16 protein-coding genes are annotated in these 20,292 nt (G+C 52.7%); 12 read left to right on the top strand and 4 right to left on the bottom strand.

Translation table 11 applies throughout. The features are described 5' to 3' along the window. Positions 1–19: 19 nt before the first annotated feature. A complete protein-coding gene (locus tag ACVB80_RS02390; protein ID WP_481079655.1) occupies positions 20–1,450 on the bottom strand; it encodes a protein adenylyltransferase SelO in 1,431 nt (476 codons plus the stop codon). A gap of 170 nt (positions 1,451–1,620) precedes the next feature. On the opposite strand from ACVB80_RS02390, the gene ACVB80_RS02385 reads away from it, so the two are divergent. The 6 genes from ACVB80_RS02385 to ACVB80_RS02360 all read left to right on the top strand — a co-directional run bounded on the left by ACVB80_RS02385 (position 1,621) and on the right by ACVB80_RS02360 (position 8,870). Then, a complete protein-coding gene (locus ACVB80_RS02385; RefSeq protein WP_481079654.1) occupies positions 1,621–2,094 on the top strand; it encodes an arsenate reductase/protein-tyrosine-phosphatase family protein in 474 nt (157 codons plus the stop codon). A gap of 74 nt (positions 2,095–2,168) precedes the next feature. Further along, positions 2,169–2,750 (top strand): GNAT family N-acetyltransferase, encoded by a 582-nt coding sequence (locus tag ACVB80_RS02380; RefSeq protein ID WP_481079653.1) that lies wholly within the window; start codon positions 2,169–2,171, stop codon positions 2,748–2,750. A 93-nt stretch (positions 2,751–2,843) separates the two neighbouring features. Further along, entirely contained in the window at positions 2,844–3,575 is a 732-nt protein-coding gene (locus tag ACVB80_RS02375) for a glycosyltransferase (RefSeq protein WP_481079652.1), read from the top strand. A gap of 3 nt (positions 3,576–3,578) precedes the next feature. Next, positions 3,579–4,832 (top strand): LssY C-terminal domain-containing protein, encoded by a 1,254-nt coding sequence (locus tag ACVB80_RS02370; protein ID WP_481079651.1) that lies wholly within the window; start codon positions 3,579–3,581, stop codon positions 4,830–4,832. 398 nt (positions 4,833–5,230) lie between these two features. Next, positions 5,231–7,135 (top strand): methyl-accepting chemotaxis protein, encoded by a 1,905-nt coding sequence (locus ACVB80_RS02365; protein WP_481079650.1) that lies wholly within the window; start codon positions 5,231–5,233, stop codon positions 7,133–7,135. 46 nt (positions 7,136–7,181) lie between these two features. Next, the gene (locus ACVB80_RS02360) at positions 7,182–8,870 is read left to right on the top strand and encodes a pyridoxal phosphate-dependent decarboxylase family protein (protein WP_481079649.1); all 1,689 of its coding nucleotides are present in this window, start codon (positions 7,182–7,184) and stop codon (positions 8,868–8,870) included. 39 nt (positions 8,871–8,909) lie between these two features. Here the strand turns inward: ACVB80_RS02360 and melR are convergent, their stop codons facing one another. Then, positions 8,910–9,830 carry a transcriptional regulator MelR gene (gene melR, locus ACVB80_RS02355; protein ID WP_481079648.1) on the bottom strand — a complete coding sequence of 307 codons (921 nt, stop codon included), beginning with the start codon at positions 9,828–9,830 and terminating at the stop codon, positions 8,910–8,912. A 369-nt stretch (positions 9,831–10,199) separates the two neighbouring features. Here melR and ACVB80_RS02350 point away from each other — a divergent pair, with 369 nt between their 5' ends. Genes ACVB80_RS02350 through melA form a run of 5 tightly spaced genes read left to right on the top strand, consistent with a single transcriptional unit; the run spans position 10,200 to position 17,399 of the window. Beyond that, positions 10,200–12,251, top strand: coding sequence for an ABC transporter substrate-binding protein (locus tag ACVB80_RS02350; RefSeq protein WP_481079647.1), 2,052 nt, complete (start codon positions 10,200–10,202; stop codon positions 12,249–12,251). Positions 12,252–12,299: 48 nt separating this feature from the next. Continuing rightward, entirely contained in the window at positions 12,300–13,298 is a 999-nt protein-coding gene (locus ACVB80_RS02345) for an ABC transporter permease (protein WP_481079646.1), read from the top strand. 8 nt (positions 13,299–13,306) lie between these two features. Beyond that, a complete protein-coding gene (locus ACVB80_RS02340) occupies positions 13,307–14,389 on the top strand; it encodes an ABC transporter permease (protein WP_481079645.1) in 1,083 nt (360 codons plus the stop codon). A 1-nt stretch (position 14,390) separates the two neighbouring features. Then, positions 14,391–16,013: an ABC transporter ATP-binding protein gene (locus ACVB80_RS02335; RefSeq protein ID WP_481079644.1), complete on the top strand. Its 1,623-nt coding sequence runs from the start codon at positions 14,391–14,393 to the stop codon at positions 16,011–16,013. 39 nt (positions 16,014–16,052) lie between these two features. Continuing rightward, entirely contained in the window at positions 16,053–17,399 is a 1,347-nt protein-coding gene (gene melA, locus ACVB80_RS02330) for an alpha-galactosidase (RefSeq protein WP_481079643.1), read from the top strand. Positions 17,400–17,468: 69 nt separating this feature from the next. Here the strand turns inward: melA and ACVB80_RS02325 are convergent, their stop codons facing one another. Beyond that, on the bottom strand, positions 17,469–17,852 hold the full coding sequence (locus tag ACVB80_RS02325; protein ID WP_481079642.1) for an MAPEG family protein: 384 nt from the start codon (positions 17,850–17,852) through the stop codon (positions 17,469–17,471). 50 nt (positions 17,853–17,902) lie between these two features. Then, entirely contained in the window at positions 17,903–18,082 is a 180-nt protein-coding gene (locus ACVB80_RS02320) for a DUF3012 domain-containing protein (protein WP_481079641.1), read from the bottom strand. Between the two features lie 1,305 nt (positions 18,083–19,387). Here ACVB80_RS02320 and ACVB80_RS02315 point away from each other — a divergent pair. Beyond that, positions 19,388–20,281, top strand: coding sequence for a hypothetical protein (locus tag ACVB80_RS02315; protein WP_481079640.1), 894 nt, complete (start codon positions 19,388–19,390; stop codon positions 20,279–20,281). Positions 20,282–20,292: the final 11 nt, after the last annotated feature.

The raw sequence follows: 20,292 nt of genomic DNA, 5'->3' as shown, positions 1-20,292 counted from the left end.
CGCCTTGCTGTTATCCTGATCAGGTCCCGCAGAAGGTACGGTAATATCTGTCTCTGTCTTCCGGTGGCGTTTGAAAAGCGGCCGTCTCTTCCTGTTCTTCGTAAGGGGAGCACAGCACGCTAAGCAGTTTTTGTGCCGGCTCACCGGAGCGGGCATTAACGCATTTATCCAGTACGTATTCGACCTGATGATTGCGTGGTATCACGACCGGGTTAGCCTGCTTCATCCTCGCCAGTGCCTCTTCTGTGTTCTCCTCCGTCACTGCTTTCTTCCAACGGGTAAAGGCTTCCAGGTCTGTCAGTTCAGGTGGAAGCTCTCCATGTTCAAGCGCTCTGGTCAGCTGGTGGAAAGTCACGGTGTAATCGAGCTGATGTTCCTGCATGGTATCCAGAATAGCCTGGGCCAGATCCGGCTCAGGAGCAGAAAGACCAAGCTTGGATGCCATCATGGCGTTAAAAGCTTCCGTATATTGGCTGGAGAAATCTGAGATCACCGGGCCAAGCAGTTCTACTGCCCGGTCGGTATCATCTCCGAGCAGCGGCAGCAGGCTTTCTGCCAGCCGCGCCAGGTTCCACTGCATGATCCACGGCTGATTGCCAAAGCAATAGCGACCTTCACTGTCTATGGAGCTGAATACCGTATGAGGATGATAGCTGCCCATCATGGCGCACGGACCAAAATCGATAGTTTCGCCGCTGATGGCGGTGTTATCGGTGTTCATTACGCCATGGATAAAACCAACCCGCATCCAGCCCACCACGGTTTCTGTCTGACGCTGCATCACTTCTTTTACAAAGCGCACGACTTTCTCTTCCATTGAGTCAGTTTTGCTTAAGTGTGGGTAGTGTCGCTCAATAGCGTAGTCGAGCAACCGGGTGAGATCGTCGTTACTGCCATTGGCAGCCACATACTGAAAAGTGCCGATCCGCAGGTGGCTGGCAGCCATGCGGGTTAGCACCGCGCCGGGCAGAACCTGGTCACGCATGACGTTCTGACCGGTCATGATCACCGCCAGGGTGCGGGTTGTCGGGATGCCGAGGGCATACAGGGCTTCACTCATCAGGTATTCGCGAATCGCCGGGCCGAGCGCGCACAGGCCGTCGCCATTTCTTGAATAGCGGGTTTGTCCGGAGCCTTTTAACTGCAGATCCCAGCGCGAGCCGTTGGGCAGGGTGATTTCGCCCAGCAGGTGAGCGCGCCCGTCTCCGAGCTGTGGGTTATAACTGCCAAACTGGTGACCGGCATAAGCGAGTGCCACCGGTTCGCTGCCGGGCAGGCGTTTTTGTCCGCTGAAGTAGTCGCAGGCGCTGTGCTGGATTTCTTCCGGCAGCGCGAGGGCGTCTGCCAGTGGCTGATTCCACAGCAGCATCTCCGGTGCCGGAAATGACCTGGGATCCGTTTTTTGCAGGAAGTGATCCCCCAGTTGCAGGTAAGAATTTTGCAGTTTCACGATACGTCCCTCCGGAAAGTGCTCCGTTAACTGAAGCACAGATCATACCCGGACTCAACCCGGCATAATGTGAGGTTACTGTGAATCCGCCCCCATATGCGGGTTGGCGGGTCTACACTTAATGTAAATGGATGTTTTCGCCCCTGTGGAGCAGCAGAGTAGAGGTTGTCATGTTAAAGATCCTGTTTATCTGTAAGCACAATACCGCCCGCAGCATTCTGGCCGAAGCCATTGCGAGGCGGCAGTTACCCTCATCTTTTCAGATTGTCAGCGGTGGTAGTGAGCCCGCTGAGGCCATTGACCCGCGTATCGCTTCTTACCTGGAAGACCTCGGCATTGACCCGGATTTGTATCGCAGCAAATCAGTGGATAAATGGATGGAGTTGAAGCCGGATGTGGTGATCTGTGTGTGTGATTTAATGCACGGAGAAGCCATGCCTGACTGGATTGGAGACGGGGTTCGCGCCAGCTGGGATCTGGAAGCGTTTCCTGGCGATGATGTCAGTGATGAAGAGTTCCGCCGTCTGTGTGAAGTGGAGACCGAACATCTGGTTAAACGCTTTGACGAGATGGCCCGCCTGGATCTCGAAAACTGTACCCGTCATGAGCGTAAACAATTCCTGATGGATCTGCGTTTTCTGTGAGGAGTAATAGGCTGATTTCGTTGTAGTGGTGGTAATATCTGGATTTGATTTCAGCCACTTAATGACAGAAGCGTATGAGTATTGATGCTTTTAAGTCAGGCCGCGCAGTCGAACTGACTGAAGACCTGACCATTTCTTTAATTCGCCGGGAAGACCTCAAAGACATCGTAGCCACGCTGGAGAATCCCAGTGTGGCTGAGTATCTGTTCTTTGCTCCGTCTCCGGTCGAAGTCTATCAGGCGTTTTTTCAGCCAATCATCACCGATACCGAAGAAGCGATCAGCCAGCAGCGCTGGCCGGAAAATCCAACCGCTACCATCCGTGACCGCAATGGCCGGTATATGGGCATGTGTGGCCTGAGTCAGGTCGCCATGCTCGGTGGGAACTTTGATGTAGGTTTCCAGTTGCCGGAACATGCCTGGCGTCAGGGTATTGCTACCGCTGCCTGCCGGTTTGTGACAGAGCTGGCATTTGAGGTGTTGGGTGCCCATAAGCTGTGCGCGGACTGTTATGCCTCCAATGTGGGTTCGGCAGGCGCTTTGCTTAACTGCGGCTTTGTTCAGGAAGGGCAGCAGAAGGATTACTACAAGCGTGGTGATGGCTTTGACGATCGCCTGCTGTTTGGCCTGACCAAAAGTGATTTCTTAACTCGCTGATTATTAACTCAATATGAATCTGGCTGTCACCGGCAGTTAATGCTGTCGTGTTTATGCTGTTTACCATCTAAAACAAAGCAGATGGTGAACCTTATGAACCCGGTAAGTATTGTTGTTATAACCCTGAATGAAGAAGCGCGTATCGGAAAGTTGCTGAGCGACCTTGGCAATCAGACCTTCAGAGATTTTGAAGTGGTGCTGGTCGACTCCAACAGCGATGATGCGACGCTCGAAGTAGCTGAATCTTTCAAAGATGCGCTTCCTTCCCTGACGACCCATAAAATGGAAAGCCGCGGTGTCAGCCTGGGCCGTAACACCGGCGCTTCGCTGGCATCGAATGAACGTTTGCTGTTTCTCGATGCTGATGTGCGCCTGGCGCCGGACTTTCTCTCCAATGCCCTGAATAAACTGGAAAGCCGCAGACTGGAAGTCGCTGGTGTTTATATGGGGGCCGATTCTCTGCCAGTGGCCTACCGAGCCGGATACGGGCTGTTCAACGCCGGCCTTTTTGCTACTCAGTTCTTCTTCCCGACCGCCGTGGGCGCATGTATTTTCTCAACCAAACGCCTGCACCAGGAAATAGGTGGTTTTGATGAGCAAATCGTGTTGTGCGAAGACTGCGACTACGTTAAGCGCGCCAGTCAGACCTGGCGGTTCCGTATGCTGCCGGTCACTTTCCGTTTTGATCCCCGCCGTCTTGAGCAGGATGGTTTTGTGAAAATGGGCTTTACCTACCTGAAAGCCAACGTGCGCCGTTTCCTGTTTGGCGAAATGCGTAATAACGAGATGGAATACAAGTTCGGTCACTACAGCGGACAAAACTAAGCCATGGAATGGAGTCTGTTTTTCGGTTCGCTGCTGGATGCTCTGATAGGACCGAACCTGTTTGTACCGGGCGAGCCATTTATGCTGGCCGCCGGGTATAAGCTGTATCAGGGGGTGTGGCTCGCAGTTGTTGCCGTGTTTGCTGGCGGTTTTATCGGCGACCAGGCCAGTTACTGGACAGGCAGGCGATGGGGCAGGCCGGCTCAGCGCCGCCTGACCCGCTGGCAGCCCAAAACAAGGCGGCCAATCGCGCGCTGCAGGCGTCTGATGGCCCGGCGGGGAAACTATGTACTGGCGTTTTCACGCCTGCTTGGCCCGGTGGCCTGGGTGGTGCCTTTTATTGCCGGAACTCAGCAGGTGAGCTGGCCGCGTTTCAGTCTGTTTGCATCTGTCGGTCTGGTGCTGGGTGTTGGTCAGTTTGTGCTGTGGGGTTATCTTGGGGCTTATGGGCTCTCTGCACTGTCAGGCTGGGACCAGGTAAAGTTGTTTATCGTCGAGCATTCTTACAGTCTGGCTGCTGTCGCGGTTACCCTGGTATTTGCGCTGATCAGCTGGCGGATGGGTGTTAAGCGCAAAGTGCTGAAGAGCTTTTCGGTGCTGTTTGTCAGTCTGCTTGTTGCCAATTACGCCCATTTCTTCTGGCGGGCGGATGACGCTGTGAGCGCGCCGGTCAGTCAGGCATTTAATATTGAGCAGGCGAGTTTTAAAGCTTATCCGGGTAAGTCATCGGTTTATTCTGCTCAGGCGGTAAACCTTGTTTATGTCGGTGAATCCCCTGAGTCTCTGATGAAAAAGCTGGGCTGGCTTAAGAACCAGACCTTTTCCCGGGATGAAATAGAATGGAAAGACTACTGGCGACTGTTAAAAGAGAAGACGCCGCCGGTGTCTGATCTGTTCTGGCAGGGAAGAGTCCAGGATATGGCGTTTCAGTTACCGGGTGACTTGCTGAGGCGCAACCATGTTCGCTGGTGGAAAGCCGGTGATCACCAGGGAAGTCCAGTCTGGGTGGGAGCGATTAGTTTTGATAACGGACTGACCCTGACGCCGTATGCCGGGATCCTGACTGTTCTGCATTCCATCTGCCCGGATGTGGACAGGCAGCGCGATGAGCTGGCGAATAGTCTCAGGAGCACGGAGTATGTCAGTCAATTGATCAGCGCAGGCCAGCAGGTTGCGATGAACAGCCGCCACGATTACTTTTCTGATGGCCGGATGCTGGTGATCGGTAAAGCGCAGAAGCTGGTGGCCGCGTTTTAGGTCGCTGGTGTATATCTTCTGTTGCCGGCACCCGGAATTTTGTCTGCCATCTGCTGGATGCAGGTATTCATCCCTGCCTAAAACGGGAGCAGACATCCGTTTTATTACCACTGATTTTGCTTAAAAGCCTGCTTAATCAAGATATTGGAGTATTACTGCCTGAGTGATTTTGTGAGTTAGCTGGTATAAATTCTGTATGTTTCACTGAATTCATTTGCATAATTGTGCGACTTGTTCCACATTTATGGGGTTGGCTGGGTGATTCTGCATAATTACATTCATCATTTCTATTGAAACAGACTCACCTGAAAAATAAAAAAAGTATCACTGAATCCTGGCTTTGCCTCGCGTATCGCCGGGAGAGAGTTGATATTACAACTTTGTTGGTGAGGTTCACTATGTCTTTAGGTTTTAAAACAAGGATCTACGCAAGTGTAGCCCTGTTAATCACCCTGTCTCTTGCGGTACTTGGCGGGCTGAATCTTGTCACCCTGAAAGGGGAAATGGTGAGCAGTCTTCAGTCGCAGACTCTGGAGAAGCTCGATTATCACGTTAAAGAGCTGCGGTACTGGGTGGACTCCCGTTACCAGGCCGTGCAAAAAGGGTCGGCTCAGTTTGGTTCGCGCCTTTCGGCGGAGGATAATCAGAATCTGGTTAATCTTCTGGCAGACAGTGCTCAGCTTTCCAACGTCATCATAGCCTACGATGATGGTCGTTCCTTTATGTCACTGAAACAGGAAGGCAGTCAGGCATCGATTGATTTCACTCAGCGCCCCTGGTATCAGGACACCCGGCAATCCATGAAAGCCAGTATTACGGATATCTATACCGACACGATAACCGGTCTGCCTGTGATCAGCGTGGTCTCACCGGTTACTGAGCAGGGTCGTTTTGTTGGTGTACTGCTTGGGGATATCAGCCTGACTGAAGTGATTAAGCAGGTCAGTAATATGCGTTTTGCTGGCGGCGCTGCTACCCTGACAGACAGGAACAACGTATTCTTCGCCAGTGATGACCCGACTGACATAGGGAAAACCCCGTCTCAGGTCAGCCCGGTGTTTGCTGATATGGAGAGGGCGTTTGGGAGCCAGCTTTCCGGGCACCTGGAGTTTCCGTATCTCGGCATCCAGTTTGATGGTTATTTCAAGCGGGTAGAACTCAGCCCGGATATGCACTGGACCCTGATGGTATTTGTTGATCAGAGCACTGCGCTGGCGGGCGTGTTTGCCGCCCAGAGCAATGCGATCATGACCGGACTTGGCCTGCTGGTGGCCAGTATGGTGGTGATGGTGTTTATGCTCAATCACATCTATAAACCTCTGCTGAGGCTCAAATATGCAGTGCTGGATCTGGCTGATGGCACTGGTGATCTGACCCGTCGCTTGAAAGTGGAAGGGGATGATGATCTCGCTCAGATCGGCGAAGGTTTCAACAATTTCGCCGCTAATTTGCAGCAGATGATGTTACATATCGTTGATGCGAGCCAAAGTATTTCATCCAGCATTGAGCAGCTTAGCCTGACCGCCCGTGAAAACGAGCGCATGTTACTGGATCATTCGTCTGAAACCGACCAGGTAGTTACTTCCATTACGGAAATGAGTGAAAGCTCGCGCAGCGTGGCGGAGAGTGTGGTTCAGTCTAATCAGGTGACAGAAGGTGCGAGCCATGAAATGCAGCAGTCGATGGTCAATGTTGAAAACGCAGTCACCACGGTGAACTCGCTGGTCAGTGATGTGGAACTGATGTCTGAACAGATCGTGGCGATGAATCAGAATGCGCTGCGAATTGGTGAGGTGTTGTCGGTGATCGGTGCTATTTCAGAGCAGACTAATCTGCTGGCGCTGAATGCGGCGATTGAAGCGGCCCGTGCAGGAGAGCAGGGACGCGGCTTTGCGGTGGTGGCTGATGAGGTTCGGGCGCTGGCTGGTCGTACCCAGGACAGCACCAGTGATATTTCAGAGATGCTGAATAAACTGCTCGAAGGCACTGATGCGGTGGTTTCGTCAATGGAGAACACCAAGGCTCAGTGTCAGCTGACTGCAGAGAAAACCCGGGACGTTTCCGGCAGCCTGGAAGTGATGAGTGGCTCGGTGGTTCAGATAGATGATCTCAGTTCGCAGATTGCCACGGCAACGGAAGAGCAGAGCAGTGTAGCTGAGGAGATCACCCGAAACATGCTGGCGATCCGGGATATTGTGGAGTCGCTGGTGCAGAGCGGCCAGGAAACGGTGTCAGCCACCGAATCACTGGCCAGCTGTAACGGTGAGCTCGACAGGCTCGTATCTAACTTCAAACTTCGCTGATAAAGCAAAGGCCGCGCGTGCGGCCTTTTCCCTGTGAGGAACCATTATGGCCTACCCGAATACCGCTCTTGGAGAAGAGTTGCAACACAACAGGCTGGATGAAGCGTTTTTCAGTCAGTACCAGCAGATTATGAATGCCTTTTTCAGCCGTGATGCGGTTCGCTGGCCGCTGTACGGCATCCCTGAAATCCGTCATCTGATGCGCCAGCGTCAGGTTATCCGTGAAGGTGACCCCGGTGCGGGTTGTATTAACATACATGGCCTGTTTGGTCAGCAGGCGGTGATCCCTAATCACGCCAGAATGGCCGGGCTCGCCTTTGATTCTACCCTGGCCTATGTGGCCGGGAACTGTAAGGACTGGGATGATCCGACCGCGGTAGAAAACGTGATCACCGCGCCGTGTGATCCGGCGATTCACGGCGCCATGCTGGCTACCATAGTTAACCCGAACCTGGTCTACAGCGAGTACGCTGGCATGGCGTCTGATCTGGAAAAGCATGTGATCAAACAGATTGCGGCGCTGGTGGGGTACGACCCGGATAAAGCGGCGGGAATTTTTACTCAGGGCGGTACCTTCTGCAATCTCTATGGTTACCTGATGGGGCTGCGCAAGAGCATGCCAAACTCCCTGTATGAAGGGATGGGCAGTACCGGTGAGTACCGGATGATTAACTCCCAGGGCGGGCATTACTCCAACATTACCAACCTGTCTCTGCTCGGTGTGGATGTGAATAACCGCACCATACGCATCCGGATGTCTGACAGTAACAATATCGATATTGATGATCTTGAGTACCACCTCAGGCTCTGTTTTGCCAAAGGGATTAAGGTGCCCACTATCATGCTGACCTTTGGTACCACGGACACGTTCGCCGTGGATGACATCAGCTCTGTGTACCTGCTGCGCGAGAAGTTATGCCGGGAGTATGAAGTGCCGGTGAAACCGCATATCCACGTCGATGCAGCGGTTGGCTGGAGTATGCTGTTTTTCCGTGAGTATGATTTCAGTAATAATCCGCTTGCCATTAATCCGGCGACCCTTGAAGGGATATACCGCCTTTCCCAGTACGCCAAAGCGCTCAGCATGGCGGACTCTTTTACAGTGGATTTCCAGAAGTGGGGTTTTGTGCCTTATACCTCCAGTCTGGTGATGGTCAAAAATGAAGCTGATTTGTCTTCCCTGAAACATGACCCTCAGTACTTCACCTACTTTGAACCGGAGCTGCAAAACCATACCCACCTTCAGGCAACGATAGAGTGTTCCCGCGGAGCGGTGGGGCTGTTCAGCGCCTATTCAGCGCTGCAATACCTTGGTGTTGAGGGGTACCAGACCCTGATTGCCCATGGCCTGCAAAATGCCAATTATCTGCGTATGCGTCTCAACGAGCTGGGAAACTGTCATGTGGTGGCACCGGAAAACCAGGGGCCGAGCGTGGCATTCCGGATGTACGACCCAGCCAAAGGGCTCGATCCGCAGGGGACGTTTGCCAGGGAACTGGATGCGCCCCATGAAGAGTCTGAGCTGGATAAGCTGGTGGAAAACTCACTCTGGCACCGTGAGCATTTTCTTGCCCGGCGTGGCCAGGGACTGAAAACCAACTGGGTTACTTCAATTGCGCATACCCACTACGACAGCTGCGGCTCATGCAGCTGCATTCCGGGTGAAAAAGCGGTGTTTATGAACCCGAAAACCGGACGTGAGCACATAGATGCTTTTGTTCAGGCACTGAAGTAAGAGAGGAGCGGAAAGAGGAAGGGCGAATAACTCCGCCCTTCAGCCTGGCTGATTGCGCGTCTGAGTACGGTATTGCTTGGGCGTCATGTTGTAGGCACGTTTGAACTGTTCGAAGAAGCGTCCCTGACTGTTGAATCCACAGGTAACACCGACATCATAGATGCTTTTGGACGTATCACTGAGCAGGGCTCTTGCGTGGTTAAGGCGCATGGTGTTGATGTATTTTTTGATCGACATTTTCATGACTTTTTGAAAAAGGTTCATTGCGTAGTTGGCATGGAGGCCAACTGAATCGGCAACGTCTGAGACCTGTATCGGCTGGTCATGATGAGTGGCGATGTAATTGAGCATCTTCTGCACGTTGAACTGCAGCGTGTTGGTTATTCCTGTACCTTCAAAGGAACCACGTCTTATGCTCGCCAGGTGCTCCCATCCGGTCAGACAGATCCGGCGCATCATCAGGGCAATCTCTTCCCGGGCAATTTGCTGCAGCCCGGTATCCTGATTCAGGCAGTAGTCCTGCCACCTTTCACATTCGCCTTCACTCAGAAGCCGGGTCCGGTGAGACGCGACCAGGCTGCCATTCATCACGCAGTTGGCTAAGTGTTCATCCAGAGGCCAGCTCAGAAACTGGTGAACAGGTATGTTGACGATCCCCATCAGCGGTTCATCTCCCTCTATCGCGACGATCTTATGTGGAACAGCGGCCCAGAACAGACCGACTTTTCCCGCTGAAATCCTGACTTTTTCACCGTTCATCAGGTATTCCACGCTGCCGCGAAACAGGATGTTGACTTCGATATGGTTGTGCCAGTGAAAGCGGTCCATACAGTGTGGCGCACGCATTTCAATAAACATGCCCTGGACAGGGGAAAACAGCGACAGCGGGCTGATGCTCATCGCCTCATGGGTTTCTATAGGGTACTGCTCTGAGAGGTCAAAGTGTTCGATGTTATCCATGCGATTTTTCCTGCGTCCCTGCGGAAATGAACGGACATTCTGCTTAGTGTAATCGGTTACAGGAAAAATAGTGTTTCGTAAGTCTCATTTTAAACCTTTATCCGGGGAAATGTTACGCGGGCTCAGGTGCTTGTTGATGTATCTGCTGATATAGGTCGCTGTTAAATATAGTGTTTATATATATTCGTTTTGTCTGAATAATTAAATTAACACCCCGTTTACTCGCGTAAATAACATAATAACTCCTGTTTCCTAAGGTTTCGTGATGTGTGGTGGCCGTTTCGTTGCCTTTGTTGTGAAGAGGGAGTGAAATGAATTCGAAACAATAAGAAAGTCTGAAACATTATCAAAACAAAAGGACATGCCACTATGAACCCTCTACGATTATCGCTCCTTGCCGGGGTGATTCTGCCGCTCATTACCACAGGAGCTGCTGCGTCAGATCTCCCTGCCGGAGCATCGGCGCTGCCAAAAGCGCCAGAGATCCCAAACCGTCTTGAAATCCAGTTTTTTAACCGTGATGAGCTGGTGCAGTTTGGTGCCCGTAAGACTTACCATGAGCCGAAATGGGTGACGGACAAATATGTAAAAACCGGCAAGCTGCCTCCGGTCGAGCAGCGTCTGCCGCCGGAGCCAATGGTATTGATGAGTAAATCCATGCCCGATGGAATTGGTGAGTATGGTGGTGTGTTCCGTCACGTTATTGGTGGTCGCCCGCAGGGCTGGAACTGGTCTGCGGCACAGACTCAGGGCTGGGGTGGCATTAACTACACGGTTCAGGAGTGTCTGACCCGTACCGGCCCAATGTATCAGCTGAATGCCGATGATCTTGAAGTGTTGCCAAACCTGGCCCGCAGCTGGACATGGTCTGATGATGGTCATGTCCTGACCATGAAACTGATCAAAGGGGCCAAGTGGTCAGACGGTGACGATTTTGATGCTGAAGATGTCCGTTTCTACTGGGAAGACACGGTACTGGATACCAATGTACCGTCGTTTTCATCACCCAATGCATTCGGCCAGGGCGCGAAGCTGGAAGTGCTGGATGACTACACCATTCGCTGGACCTTTGAGTCAGCTAACTCCCAACAGGCTCTGTACAACATGGCCTTCATGACGTTCTGTCCTGGTCCGAGTCATATTCTCAAGGAGTACCACCCGAAATACGCCAAAGGCAAGACTTACGAGGATTTCAACAATGCCCTGCCGTCAGCGCAGACCCCTGCCGTCACCATGGGTGCATGGGGACCGGTAGAGTTTAAGTCTGATCAGATTGTGGTGCTTCGCCGTAACCCATACTTCTGGAAAGTCGATGAAGCGGGTAATCAGCTGCCGTACATCGATGAAATGCACTTTAAACTGGCGACCTGGAACGCCCGTACCCTGGAAACCATCGCAGGTACGGCTGATATGTCTAACATGGAATCGCCACCTATGTTCATTGAGACCCTGCGGAAGCTGGCGGACAAGGATTCACCGGCCAAAGCGATGTTCGGGCCACGTAACCTGTCGTCCCAGCTGCAGATGAACATGAACCCGACGCTGTCAGTGACCGATGAGCGCGAAGCTGCAATCAGGCAACTGAACCGAACACTGAAGTTCCGTAAAGCGATTTCTCACGCTATAGACCGTAATGCTCTGGCCAAAGGTATGGTGAAAGGGCCGTTTGCTGCCCCTTATGCCGGTGGTCTGCATCCTGAAACATCCTACTACGATGAAAAGAGCGTGGTGTACTACGGTTATAACCCGGATCTGGCGCGTCAGTACCTGGCGGAGCTGGGCCTGAAAGATACCGATGGAAACGGCATCCTCAACTTCACTGAAGGCAAAGCCAAAGGTCAGGATGTTGAGATCGTGATGAACACCGGCAATCAGGCCGCAGGTATCGCCAACAACGAAAACCTGGTGAGCATGATGGCAGAAGTGGGCATCAAGCTGATTCCACGACCACTGGATAACGTACAGGGTGATGCCGCCCGTGATGCCGGTGACTTTGACTGGCGTACCCACCGTGGCGAGAAAGAGCTGATTGTTCCGCTGCAGCGTCTGGAATGGCTGGCGCCGATCACCAACACGGGCCCGCTGTGGCACCGTGGTACTTCAAACGATCCTCAACAGCTTCAGCCGTTTGAAATTGAGTTGCAGCGCATTGCCAATGAGTTTGCTACCACCATTGACCCGGCTAAGCAGAAGCAGCTGATGTTTGAGTTTAACCGTATTACTACCGAGAACGTTTATCACCTTGGCCTGGTGTCTTACCCTGGCGCTCTGTTGATGAACAAGCGAATCAAGAACGTGCCAAACGCACCGATCATCGCTTACCAGTGGGCTGAAGATGCGGTAATGCGTGAACGTTTCTGGGTCGCGAAGAAAGACCAGATTCAGGAGCTGAGACCGCAGACATTGCCGGCTTATCAGTAACTCAATCAGGCGGGGCCCACCGGGCTCCGCCGTTCCGGGGACAATCTCATGTATGGTTTTATCGCAAAGAGACTGCTGGGTGCGGCGGGTCTGCTGTGGGTGCTGAGTATCATTACTTTTGTGATTATACAGTTGCCCGAAGGGGACTACGGTGACCTGGTAAAAAATCAGGCGATCACGCTGGGGGGCAGCTCTCCCGCTCAGGCGGAGCTGCTGGCTCAGGCGGCGCGGGAGCGTTTTGGCCTGAACGAGCCAGTACTGGTTCAGTACTGGAACTGGATTTACAACATTGTTTTTCATTTCGATTTTGGTCACTCCTTCGCTTATAACAAGCCGGTGACTGAGGTGGTGGGCGAAAGGCTGCCACGGACCATTTTTATCGCACTTGGTTGCCATATCGGTGCGACCCTGTTTGGCGCGATTGCCGGGGTGTACGCAGCGGTAAATCAGAATCGTCTGGGTGACCGGGTTGCGACCTTCATTTCCTTTATCGCGATGACAGTTCCACGCTTCGTGATGACCATCATTATTGTCTATTTCATGATTTTCACCTGGGATGTGGCCTCGTTCGGGGCGATGAACTCTCCCCAGTATCTGTTTGAGCCCATGTCCTGGGCCAAATTCACCGATACCCTGGCTCATGTCTGGCCTGTCGTCGCCATTGCCGCGTTTGGTGGCATGGCATTTAACCTGCGCATTATGCGCGGCAACCTGCTTGATGTTCTCAAGCTGCAATATGTTGAAACGGCTCGGGCCAAAGGGCTGCCGGAGCGCAAAGTGATTATGCGCCACGCGGTGCCCAATGCGATGCACGGCCTGGTCTCTTATCAGGGGGTGGCGTTGCCATACATGATCACCGGTGAAATGGAAGCGGCACTGGTACTGGGCCTGCCAACCGTAGGACCGCTGATCATCACCGCGATGGCAGACCAGGATATCTATGTGATCGGCAGCATCATGCTGATGATCGCCGCGCTGCTGGTGATCGGTAATCTGCTGGCGGACATTCTGCTGGCGGTGCTTGATCCGCGTATCCGGCTTTCGTAGGAGGAGTTATGTCGCAAAGTTATTCAAGCCTTGTATGGTGCAGGTTTCGCAGAAATAAAATGGCGATGGCGAGCGTCTGGCTGCTGGGGCTGCTGATGGTGGTCACCGTGTTTGCTCCGTTCTTTTCACCCAACGATCCGGTGAAGCGGGATGCGGACTTTGTCTATGCTGCACCGGCAAAGTGGCACTTCACAGATACTGAGGGCAACTTCAGCCTGAGGCCGTTTGTATATGGTCAGACCGAGTCGCTCGATCCGGTCACGTTTTTACCGGTTATTGAAGAAGATACCAGCCGGAAAATTCATCTGACGCTGCTTGCTGATGGCTGGGAGTACCAGTGGTTCGGTATGACGTTTTCCACTCATTTGCTCGGGCTGGAAGACGGAAGTCCGCTGTTTCTGATTGGCGCAGACAGTCTGGGGCGGGACCTGCTGGCCCGCTGTCTGTTTGGCAGCCGCATTACGTTGCTGTTTGCTTTTGTTGTTGTTGCGGTGGTGATGGTCGTTGGCACCCTGGTGGGCATGCTCTCCGGCTACTACGGCGGACGGTTTGATTACGTGACTCAGCGAATCGCAGAACTGGCACTGGCGTTCCCGGCAGTGCCGCTCTACCTGGCGCTGATCGCCGTGATGCCCCAAACCGCCGATTCGGTGACCATGTTCATCATGCTGATCCTGATCCTTTCCAGTCTGCAGTGGGCGTTTGTGGCCCGTCAGGTGAGAGCTCAGGCGCTCTCCCTTCGCGCGCTCGATTATGTGAAAGCCGCCCATTCGGTAGGCGCAAAGGACATGCGGGTGGTACTGAAACATATTCTGCCAAACGTCACTTCAAATGTGATTGTGCTGGCAACCATCATGCTGCCAGGGATAGTGCTGACTGAGAGCTTTTTCAGCTTTCTGGCGGTTGGGGTTAAAGCGCCGATGTTCAGCTGGGGCTCGCTGCTCAATGCTGCCGGGCAGTTCCAGACCATAGGCTCCTACCCATGGTTGTTATCACCAGTGGTGTTCATTCTGATCACGGTTCTGGGCTTCAATGCCCTGGGCGATGGTCTGCGTGACGCGGCCGATCCGTACTCAGACCAGGAGAGATAAGATGAATCAGGACATAATTGCCAGAGTTCAGGATCTGAGCGTAACGTTTCAGACCGAAGGCGGACCGGTACAGGCCCTGAAAGGCGTGAGTTATGACATTCCGCGCGGAAAAATGGTCGCGCTGGTAGGGGAAAGTGGCTCGGGAAAATCGGTCTCAGCCCGTTCACTGATGGGGCTTTTGCCTGGAAGCGCCGGTTATGGTGATAAGAGCCAGGTCTGGTATCAGCAGCAGGAGATACTGACCAGCAGCGAAAAGCAGCTGACGGCACTGCGGGGAAATCAGATCTCGATGATTTTCCAGGAGCCGATGACCTCCCTTAACCCAATATATACAGTCGGTGCTCAGATCGCCGAGGTACTGACCATTCACAACCGCATCAGTAAAAAAGCTTGTCGTGAGCAGGTGCTGGACCTGTTGCGTTCGGTTCAGATCCCTCAGCCGGAAGAGCGGATTGATCAGTACCCGCATCAGCTGTCCGGCGGGCAGCGTCAGCGGGTCATGATAGCCATGGCGCTGGCGAATAATCCGGAGCTGCTGATCGCCGATGAACCTACTACTGCGCTCGATGTGACGGTGCAGGCAGAGATCCTCAAGCTCATCAAACAGCTTCAGGCGGAGCGTAATATGAGCGTCCTGCTGATCACTCACGACCTCACCATCGTGCGTCAGTTCGCTGATGAGATTTACGTGATGAAGCAGGGAGAGGTGGTGGAATACAACCAGACACAGGCGCTGTTTGACGCGCCGCTTCATCCATACACTCAAATGCTGCTCAGCTCTGAGCCCTCCGGACAGGCGGTCAGCCTGAGCGCGGACGCCACAACCATACTCAGCGCGCGCAATATGAGCGTGGAATTTCCGCTGGGTAAGAAGGGCTGGTTCAGCCGCAAACCCCAGGAAAAGCTGGTGGCGGTAAACGGTCTGGATGTGGACCTGCGTCAGGGCGAATCACTGGGCATTGTGGGCGAAAGTGGCTCAGGCAAAACCACCCTGGCGATGGCCATCTTCCAGCTGCTCTATGAAGGCGAACTGGGTGGTGAAGTGGACTGGGAAGGAATACGTTTGGATGAGCTTAAGGGTGAGGCACTGAGACAAATCCGCCAGAATTTGCAGGTGGTCTTCCAGGACCCGTTCTCGTCAATGAACCCAAGGCTGTCGGTACGGCAGATCCTCGAAGAAGGGCTGATCGTGAACCGAAAATACCCGAACGAGAAAGAAAGGGTGGAGAAAATCCGCCAGGCACTGCGGGATGCAGGGATGGACGGCGATATTCTCGACCGTTTTCCCCACGAGTTCTCCGGTGGTCAGCGTCAGCGCATCGCGATTGCCCGTGCACTGGTGCTTGAGCCCAAAGTGATTTTGCTCGATGAGCCTACCTCGGCACTGGATTTAACGATTCAGAATCAGATCGTTGAGTTGCTGAAAGAACTCCAGAGGGAAAAGGGCCTCTCTTACCTGTTTATCAGTCATGACCTGCGGGTGGTGAAAGCGCTTTGTCACCGGGTAGTGGTGATGAAACACGGCAACATCGTTGAGCAGGGCAGCACGCAGAAAGTACTGGCGTCACCGGCTACCGATTACACGCGCAAATTGCTCAAAGCAGCATTTGAAGTCGCAGCATAGCGGCAGCAGTAAACAACAATAACTATGGAAACAGAAATTATGAAACAACCAAAACTGTGTCTTATCGGTGCGGGAAGTACCATTTTTATGAAGAACATTGTGGGGGACATTCTTCACCTGCCGGCCTTTAAGCAGTGTGAGATAGCGCTTCATGATATTGACCCGCTGCGTCTGGAAGAGTCCACTCTGGTCGCCCGCAAGCTGGCTGCGACGCTCGGCGCAGAGCCAACCATCAGTGCGACCATGGATCGGATGAGTGCACTTGAGGGGGCGGACTTCGTAGTGACCATGTTTCAGGTGGGCGGTTATGAGCCCGCCACCGTTACCGATTTTGATATTCCGAAGAAGTATGGTCTTCGTCAGACGATAGCAGATACCCTGGGTATCGGTGGCATCATGCGTGCGGTGCGTACCATTCCTGTGTTCCTCGATATCGCAGAAGACATGAAAAAGGCCTGTCCGGATGCGACCATGCTGAACTATGTAAACCCAATGGCGATGATCAGCTGGGCGATGACCCGCCTTGCTCCGGAGATCAAATATGTTGGCCTGTGTCACTCGGTTCAGGGTACGGTCAACGAGCTGTGCCATGATCTGGATATTGATACTGAGTCGGTTCGCTACGTGTGTGGAGGCATCAATCACATGGCGTTTTACTTCAACCTTGAGCAGAAGATGGAAGACGGCAGTTATCAGTCGCTCTATCCGCGCCTGCTGGAAGGCTATGAAAAAGGCGACTATCCGAAACCGAATCCGTGGAACCCGCGTTGTCTGAACAAAGTACGTTACGAAATGCTTAAGCGTCTTGGTTACTTTGTTACTGAGTCTTCTGAACACTTCTCTGAATATACGCCGTGGTTTATCAAGGAAGGCCGTAAAGACATTCTGGAGAAGTTCTCCATTCCGCTGGATGAGTATCCAAAACGCTGTGTAGAGCAAATCGCCGGCTGGCAGGCCCAGGCAGAGGAGTACCGCAACGCTGAAACCATTGAGGTGAAGCAGAGCAATGAGTACGCCAGTAAGATAGTGAACGCAATCTGGACCGGTGAACCTTCGGTGATTTATGGCAACGTTCGAAATAACGGCCTGATTGATAACCTGCCACAGGACTGCGCTGTTGAAGTGCCGGTACTGGTGGATAACAATGGTCTTCAGCCCGTGAAACTGGGCCGTATGCCTGCTCATCTTGCAGCGCTGAACCGCACTAACGTGGGCGTTCAGGAGATGGTAGTGGAAGCCTTTGCCACCCGTGACCGCGGACACCTGTACCATGCAGCGATGCTGGACCCGCACACCGCAGCGGAACTGGATCTGGACCAGATCTGGTCACTGGTGGATGAGCTGATTGAAGCGCACGGGGACTTTATTCCTGAGTACTTCCGATAAGCTGTACCGATAACATTAAACCGCCCGCTATTGCGGGCGGTTTTGTTTCAGTGGAACTTCCTGAGAGTATCAGCTCATCAGCGAGATCCAGAGCAGGTAAAGGGCTCCGGCACCTATGCTGATAAAAGTGCAGCCCATGCCAATTTTACGAAAGTGATAGTTCTCTTTGAGCTGAGAGAGCCCCCATGCGTGCAGTGTCCGGCCGGTGACCAGAAGCAGCCCACTGACATGGATAAACGCCGGATGTCCACCGAGCTGTTCCAGCATAAACAGGATCAGCAGCGCATACGGGGCATACTCCGCAAAGTTAGCGTGTACCCGCACCGCGCGCTGCAGCTCTTCACTCTCTCCGGTTCCCACCGGGATCCTTGCCATCTTGCGGGCCCGCAGCGCTTTCCGGCTCAGGTAGAGATAGAACAGGGCCAGCAGTGCGGTGTACATTGCGGTGATCATAGGCGCTTCTCCTGTTTTGGCTCCGGGCCGCTTTCAATTACAGAACGCGGTCAGAAGACACAGTGTTTGGCGTTGTCTTTGGCTTCAGTGGCAGTCCAGTCGCCTTTTGGTTTTTGCTTCAGGTCCTTACACCATTCGTCGCTGCCTACTTCCGGCGCGCAGCCCTGAACAGCCAGCGCCGCAAAGAGCAGTCCGGCGGTGGCGAGTGTTTTTTGAAATATCCGTTTCATCAGTTTCTTCCTTGAGTGATTGGTTATGTATAAAGCGTAACACGAAGTTGTTGGTTGTGAGGGGATCGTAAGTACATATCAAACAAAACAGTTCTCGTTAAGCTGACCATCCGGAAGACACAAAAGCTAATTTCATCCACGAAACTACCAACAAACACAGTGTCATCCTGGACGCGCTCCCGGTAACTTTCCCCGCTCTCAGGAGGTACAGCGCGATTCAGGATCTGCGTTCAACGGGGACATAACCCACCTCGCGGCAGCGACGGCACCAGACTTGCAGTTATCCCGGTTAAAACTTTGATTTCAGAGAATTGCTTGCGCATAACCCATACGACACGCTGTGAGAGGATCCTGAATCGAGTTCAGGATGACACAGTGGGTGGGGACAGTGTGCGTTCTGCAAACAGGGCCGTTTTTATTTAGCAAACCATCCGAGCATACAGGAGCCAATTTCCGGCAAGAAACCACTAACAAATACCGTGTCATCCTGGACGCGCTCCCGGCAACTTTCCCCGTTCTCAGGAGGTAAAGCGCGATTCAGGATCTGCGTTCAGCAGGGGCATAACCCACTTCGCGGCAGAGACGGCACCAGACTTACCGTTATCCCGGTTAACGCTTTGATTTCAGAGAATTGCTTGCGCATAACCCATACGACACGCTGTGAGAAGATCCTGAATCGAGTTCAGGATGACACAGTGGGTGGGGACAGTGTGCGTTCTGCAAACAGGGCCGTTTTTATTTAGCAAACCATCCGAGCATACAGGAGCCAATTTCCGGCAAGAAACCACTAACAAATATCGTGTCATCCTGGACGCGCTCCCGGTAACTTTCCCCGCTCTCAGGAGGTAAAGCGCGATTCAGGATCTGCGTTCAACAGGGGTAAAACTCACCTCGCGGCAGCGACTCCTCTTTCCTGCCGTTGTTTCGAACAATATGGCACACAGCACAAAGATGCCTAATCAGCCCCACTTTAAACACAAACGTAACACTTAGCCCACTTTCCCGACAGATAGTGACCTTTTTGTCAGTTTCTGTGATTTGGCGCCATTTGGCGTCACTTTCCCCGCATTTGAAAACATTTAGCCAAACGGGAGCCTGCTCACGCTTTTATAAATAACTCAGTAACTGGTCCGATGTGACCGATTTGTTTTATGAGCCAGAGCACAAAAAAGATCCGATTTCAGATCTAGAGTAATAGCTCTAGTCTAGTGCAATGACTCTAAAGTAGAGCTTTGGCACTACTGCCGGCAGCGGGCAGCAATGACAACCGAATTTGAAAATACTTACACAATCCTGGAGGGGGCAATGGACATACCCATTATGCAATATGTTGTTTCTATGAGCGCTTACATACTGATTTTGCTCATTATCGTGGAAGCAATGCGACGTACACCAAGACTGACTGCGGCGTTCTGGCTGCTGTCACTGTTTACCGCGCCACTATGGGCGGAGAACCTGGACGGCTGGTTCCGATGGGCGAAAACCGTCAGCGTACTGATCCCAACTGCAATCATCGTAGGTGGTGCGCGGATCGCCTGGCTTTATTATGACAACCCAAACCGCGTGCTGAAGTTCTTCCGTGGTGACTGGGTTCTGAAAGTTTTGTACGCGGTACTGTTTATTAATATCGCAGAAGCAACACTAAAAGATCTGGTGACCGGAAATTACTTTAACTTCCTGTGTGGTGTAATTCTGTGTATTACCATTCCATTCCCGCGTTATAAGAATGGTAAACGCAGTTACTGGCTGATTGGCAAAGATAAGCCGAACGATCTTCTGTTTTATTCAACCGCTTCATGGAACTTCCTGTATACCACATGGAACCTGGCGTTTGTTTACGGTGAAAATGCAGGCTACTTCGCATCATCATTCTGTATTTTGCTGGCAGCAGAACTTTACCCATTAATTAAAGGTCGCCCTGAGTTGTATATTATTGCGCGTGTTTACACTCTGGCATTCCATATTCTTGTCCGTGCGCTGGGCGATATCTTTACCCCAATTATGGACTCGTCCAGCTGGGCAAATGACAGCGTGCTCTATTACTGGGGTGCGATAAACCTGGCATTGCATATTCCGTTTGCAATCTGGTACTTCCGAAAACAGAAACAAAGCGAAACCGGCGAACCTCCGTTTGGCAAGAACCCGCCTCCGGAAATTGAGCAGGACAAAGAGGGCGAGGCAAAACCAGCCACAGCCTGAACAACACAAAA

Source organism: Vibrio sp. 9-16B-A1 (genome assembly GCF_056726165.1).
Note: the sequence above shows the minus strand (reverse complement) of the source record. Positions and strands in the feature narration are given on the sequence as shown.

Coding starts and splice junctions, on each gene's coding strand:
- ACVB80_RS02385 (WP_481079654.1), top strand. CDS start 1,621: ATGTTAAAGATCCTGTTTATCTGTAAGCACAATACCGCCCGCAGCATT.
- ACVB80_RS02320 (WP_481079641.1), bottom strand. CDS start 18,082: ATGAAACGGATATTTCAAAAAACACTCGCCACCGCCGGACTGCTCTTT.
- ACVB80_RS02340 (WP_481079645.1), top strand. CDS start 13,307: ATGTCGCAAAGTTATTCAAGCCTTGTATGGTGCAGGTTTCGCAGAAAT.
- ACVB80_RS02325 (WP_481079642.1), bottom strand. CDS start 17,852: ATGATCACCGCAATGTACACCGCACTGCTGGCCCTGTTCTATCTCTAC.
- ACVB80_RS02315 (WP_481079640.1), top strand. CDS start 19,388: ATGGACATACCCATTATGCAATATGTTGTTTCTATGAGCGCTTACATA.
- melA (WP_481079643.1), top strand. CDS start 16,053: ATGAAACAACCAAAACTGTGTCTTATCGGTGCGGGAAGTACCATTTTT.
- ACVB80_RS02345 (WP_481079646.1), top strand. CDS start 12,300: ATGTATGGTTTTATCGCAAAGAGACTGCTGGGTGCGGCGGGTCTGCTG.
- ACVB80_RS02350 (WP_481079647.1), top strand. CDS start 10,200: ATGAACCCTCTACGATTATCGCTCCTTGCCGGGGTGATTCTGCCGCTC.
- melR (WP_481079648.1), bottom strand. CDS start 9,830: ATGGATAACATCGAACACTTTGACCTCTCAGAGCAGTACCCTATAGAA.
- ACVB80_RS02380 (WP_481079653.1), top strand. CDS start 2,169: ATGAGTATTGATGCTTTTAAGTCAGGCCGCGCAGTCGAACTGACTGAA.
- ACVB80_RS02375 (WP_481079652.1), top strand. CDS start 2,844: ATGAACCCGGTAAGTATTGTTGTTATAACCCTGAATGAAGAAGCGCGT.
- ACVB80_RS02335 (WP_481079644.1), top strand. CDS start 14,391: ATGAATCAGGACATAATTGCCAGAGTTCAGGATCTGAGCGTAACGTTT.
- ACVB80_RS02360 (WP_481079649.1), top strand. CDS start 7,182: ATGGCCTACCCGAATACCGCTCTTGGAGAAGAGTTGCAACACAACAGG.
- ACVB80_RS02370 (WP_481079651.1), top strand. CDS start 3,579: ATGGAATGGAGTCTGTTTTTCGGTTCGCTGCTGGATGCTCTGATAGGA.
- ACVB80_RS02365 (WP_481079650.1), top strand. CDS start 5,231: ATGTCTTTAGGTTTTAAAACAAGGATCTACGCAAGTGTAGCCCTGTTA.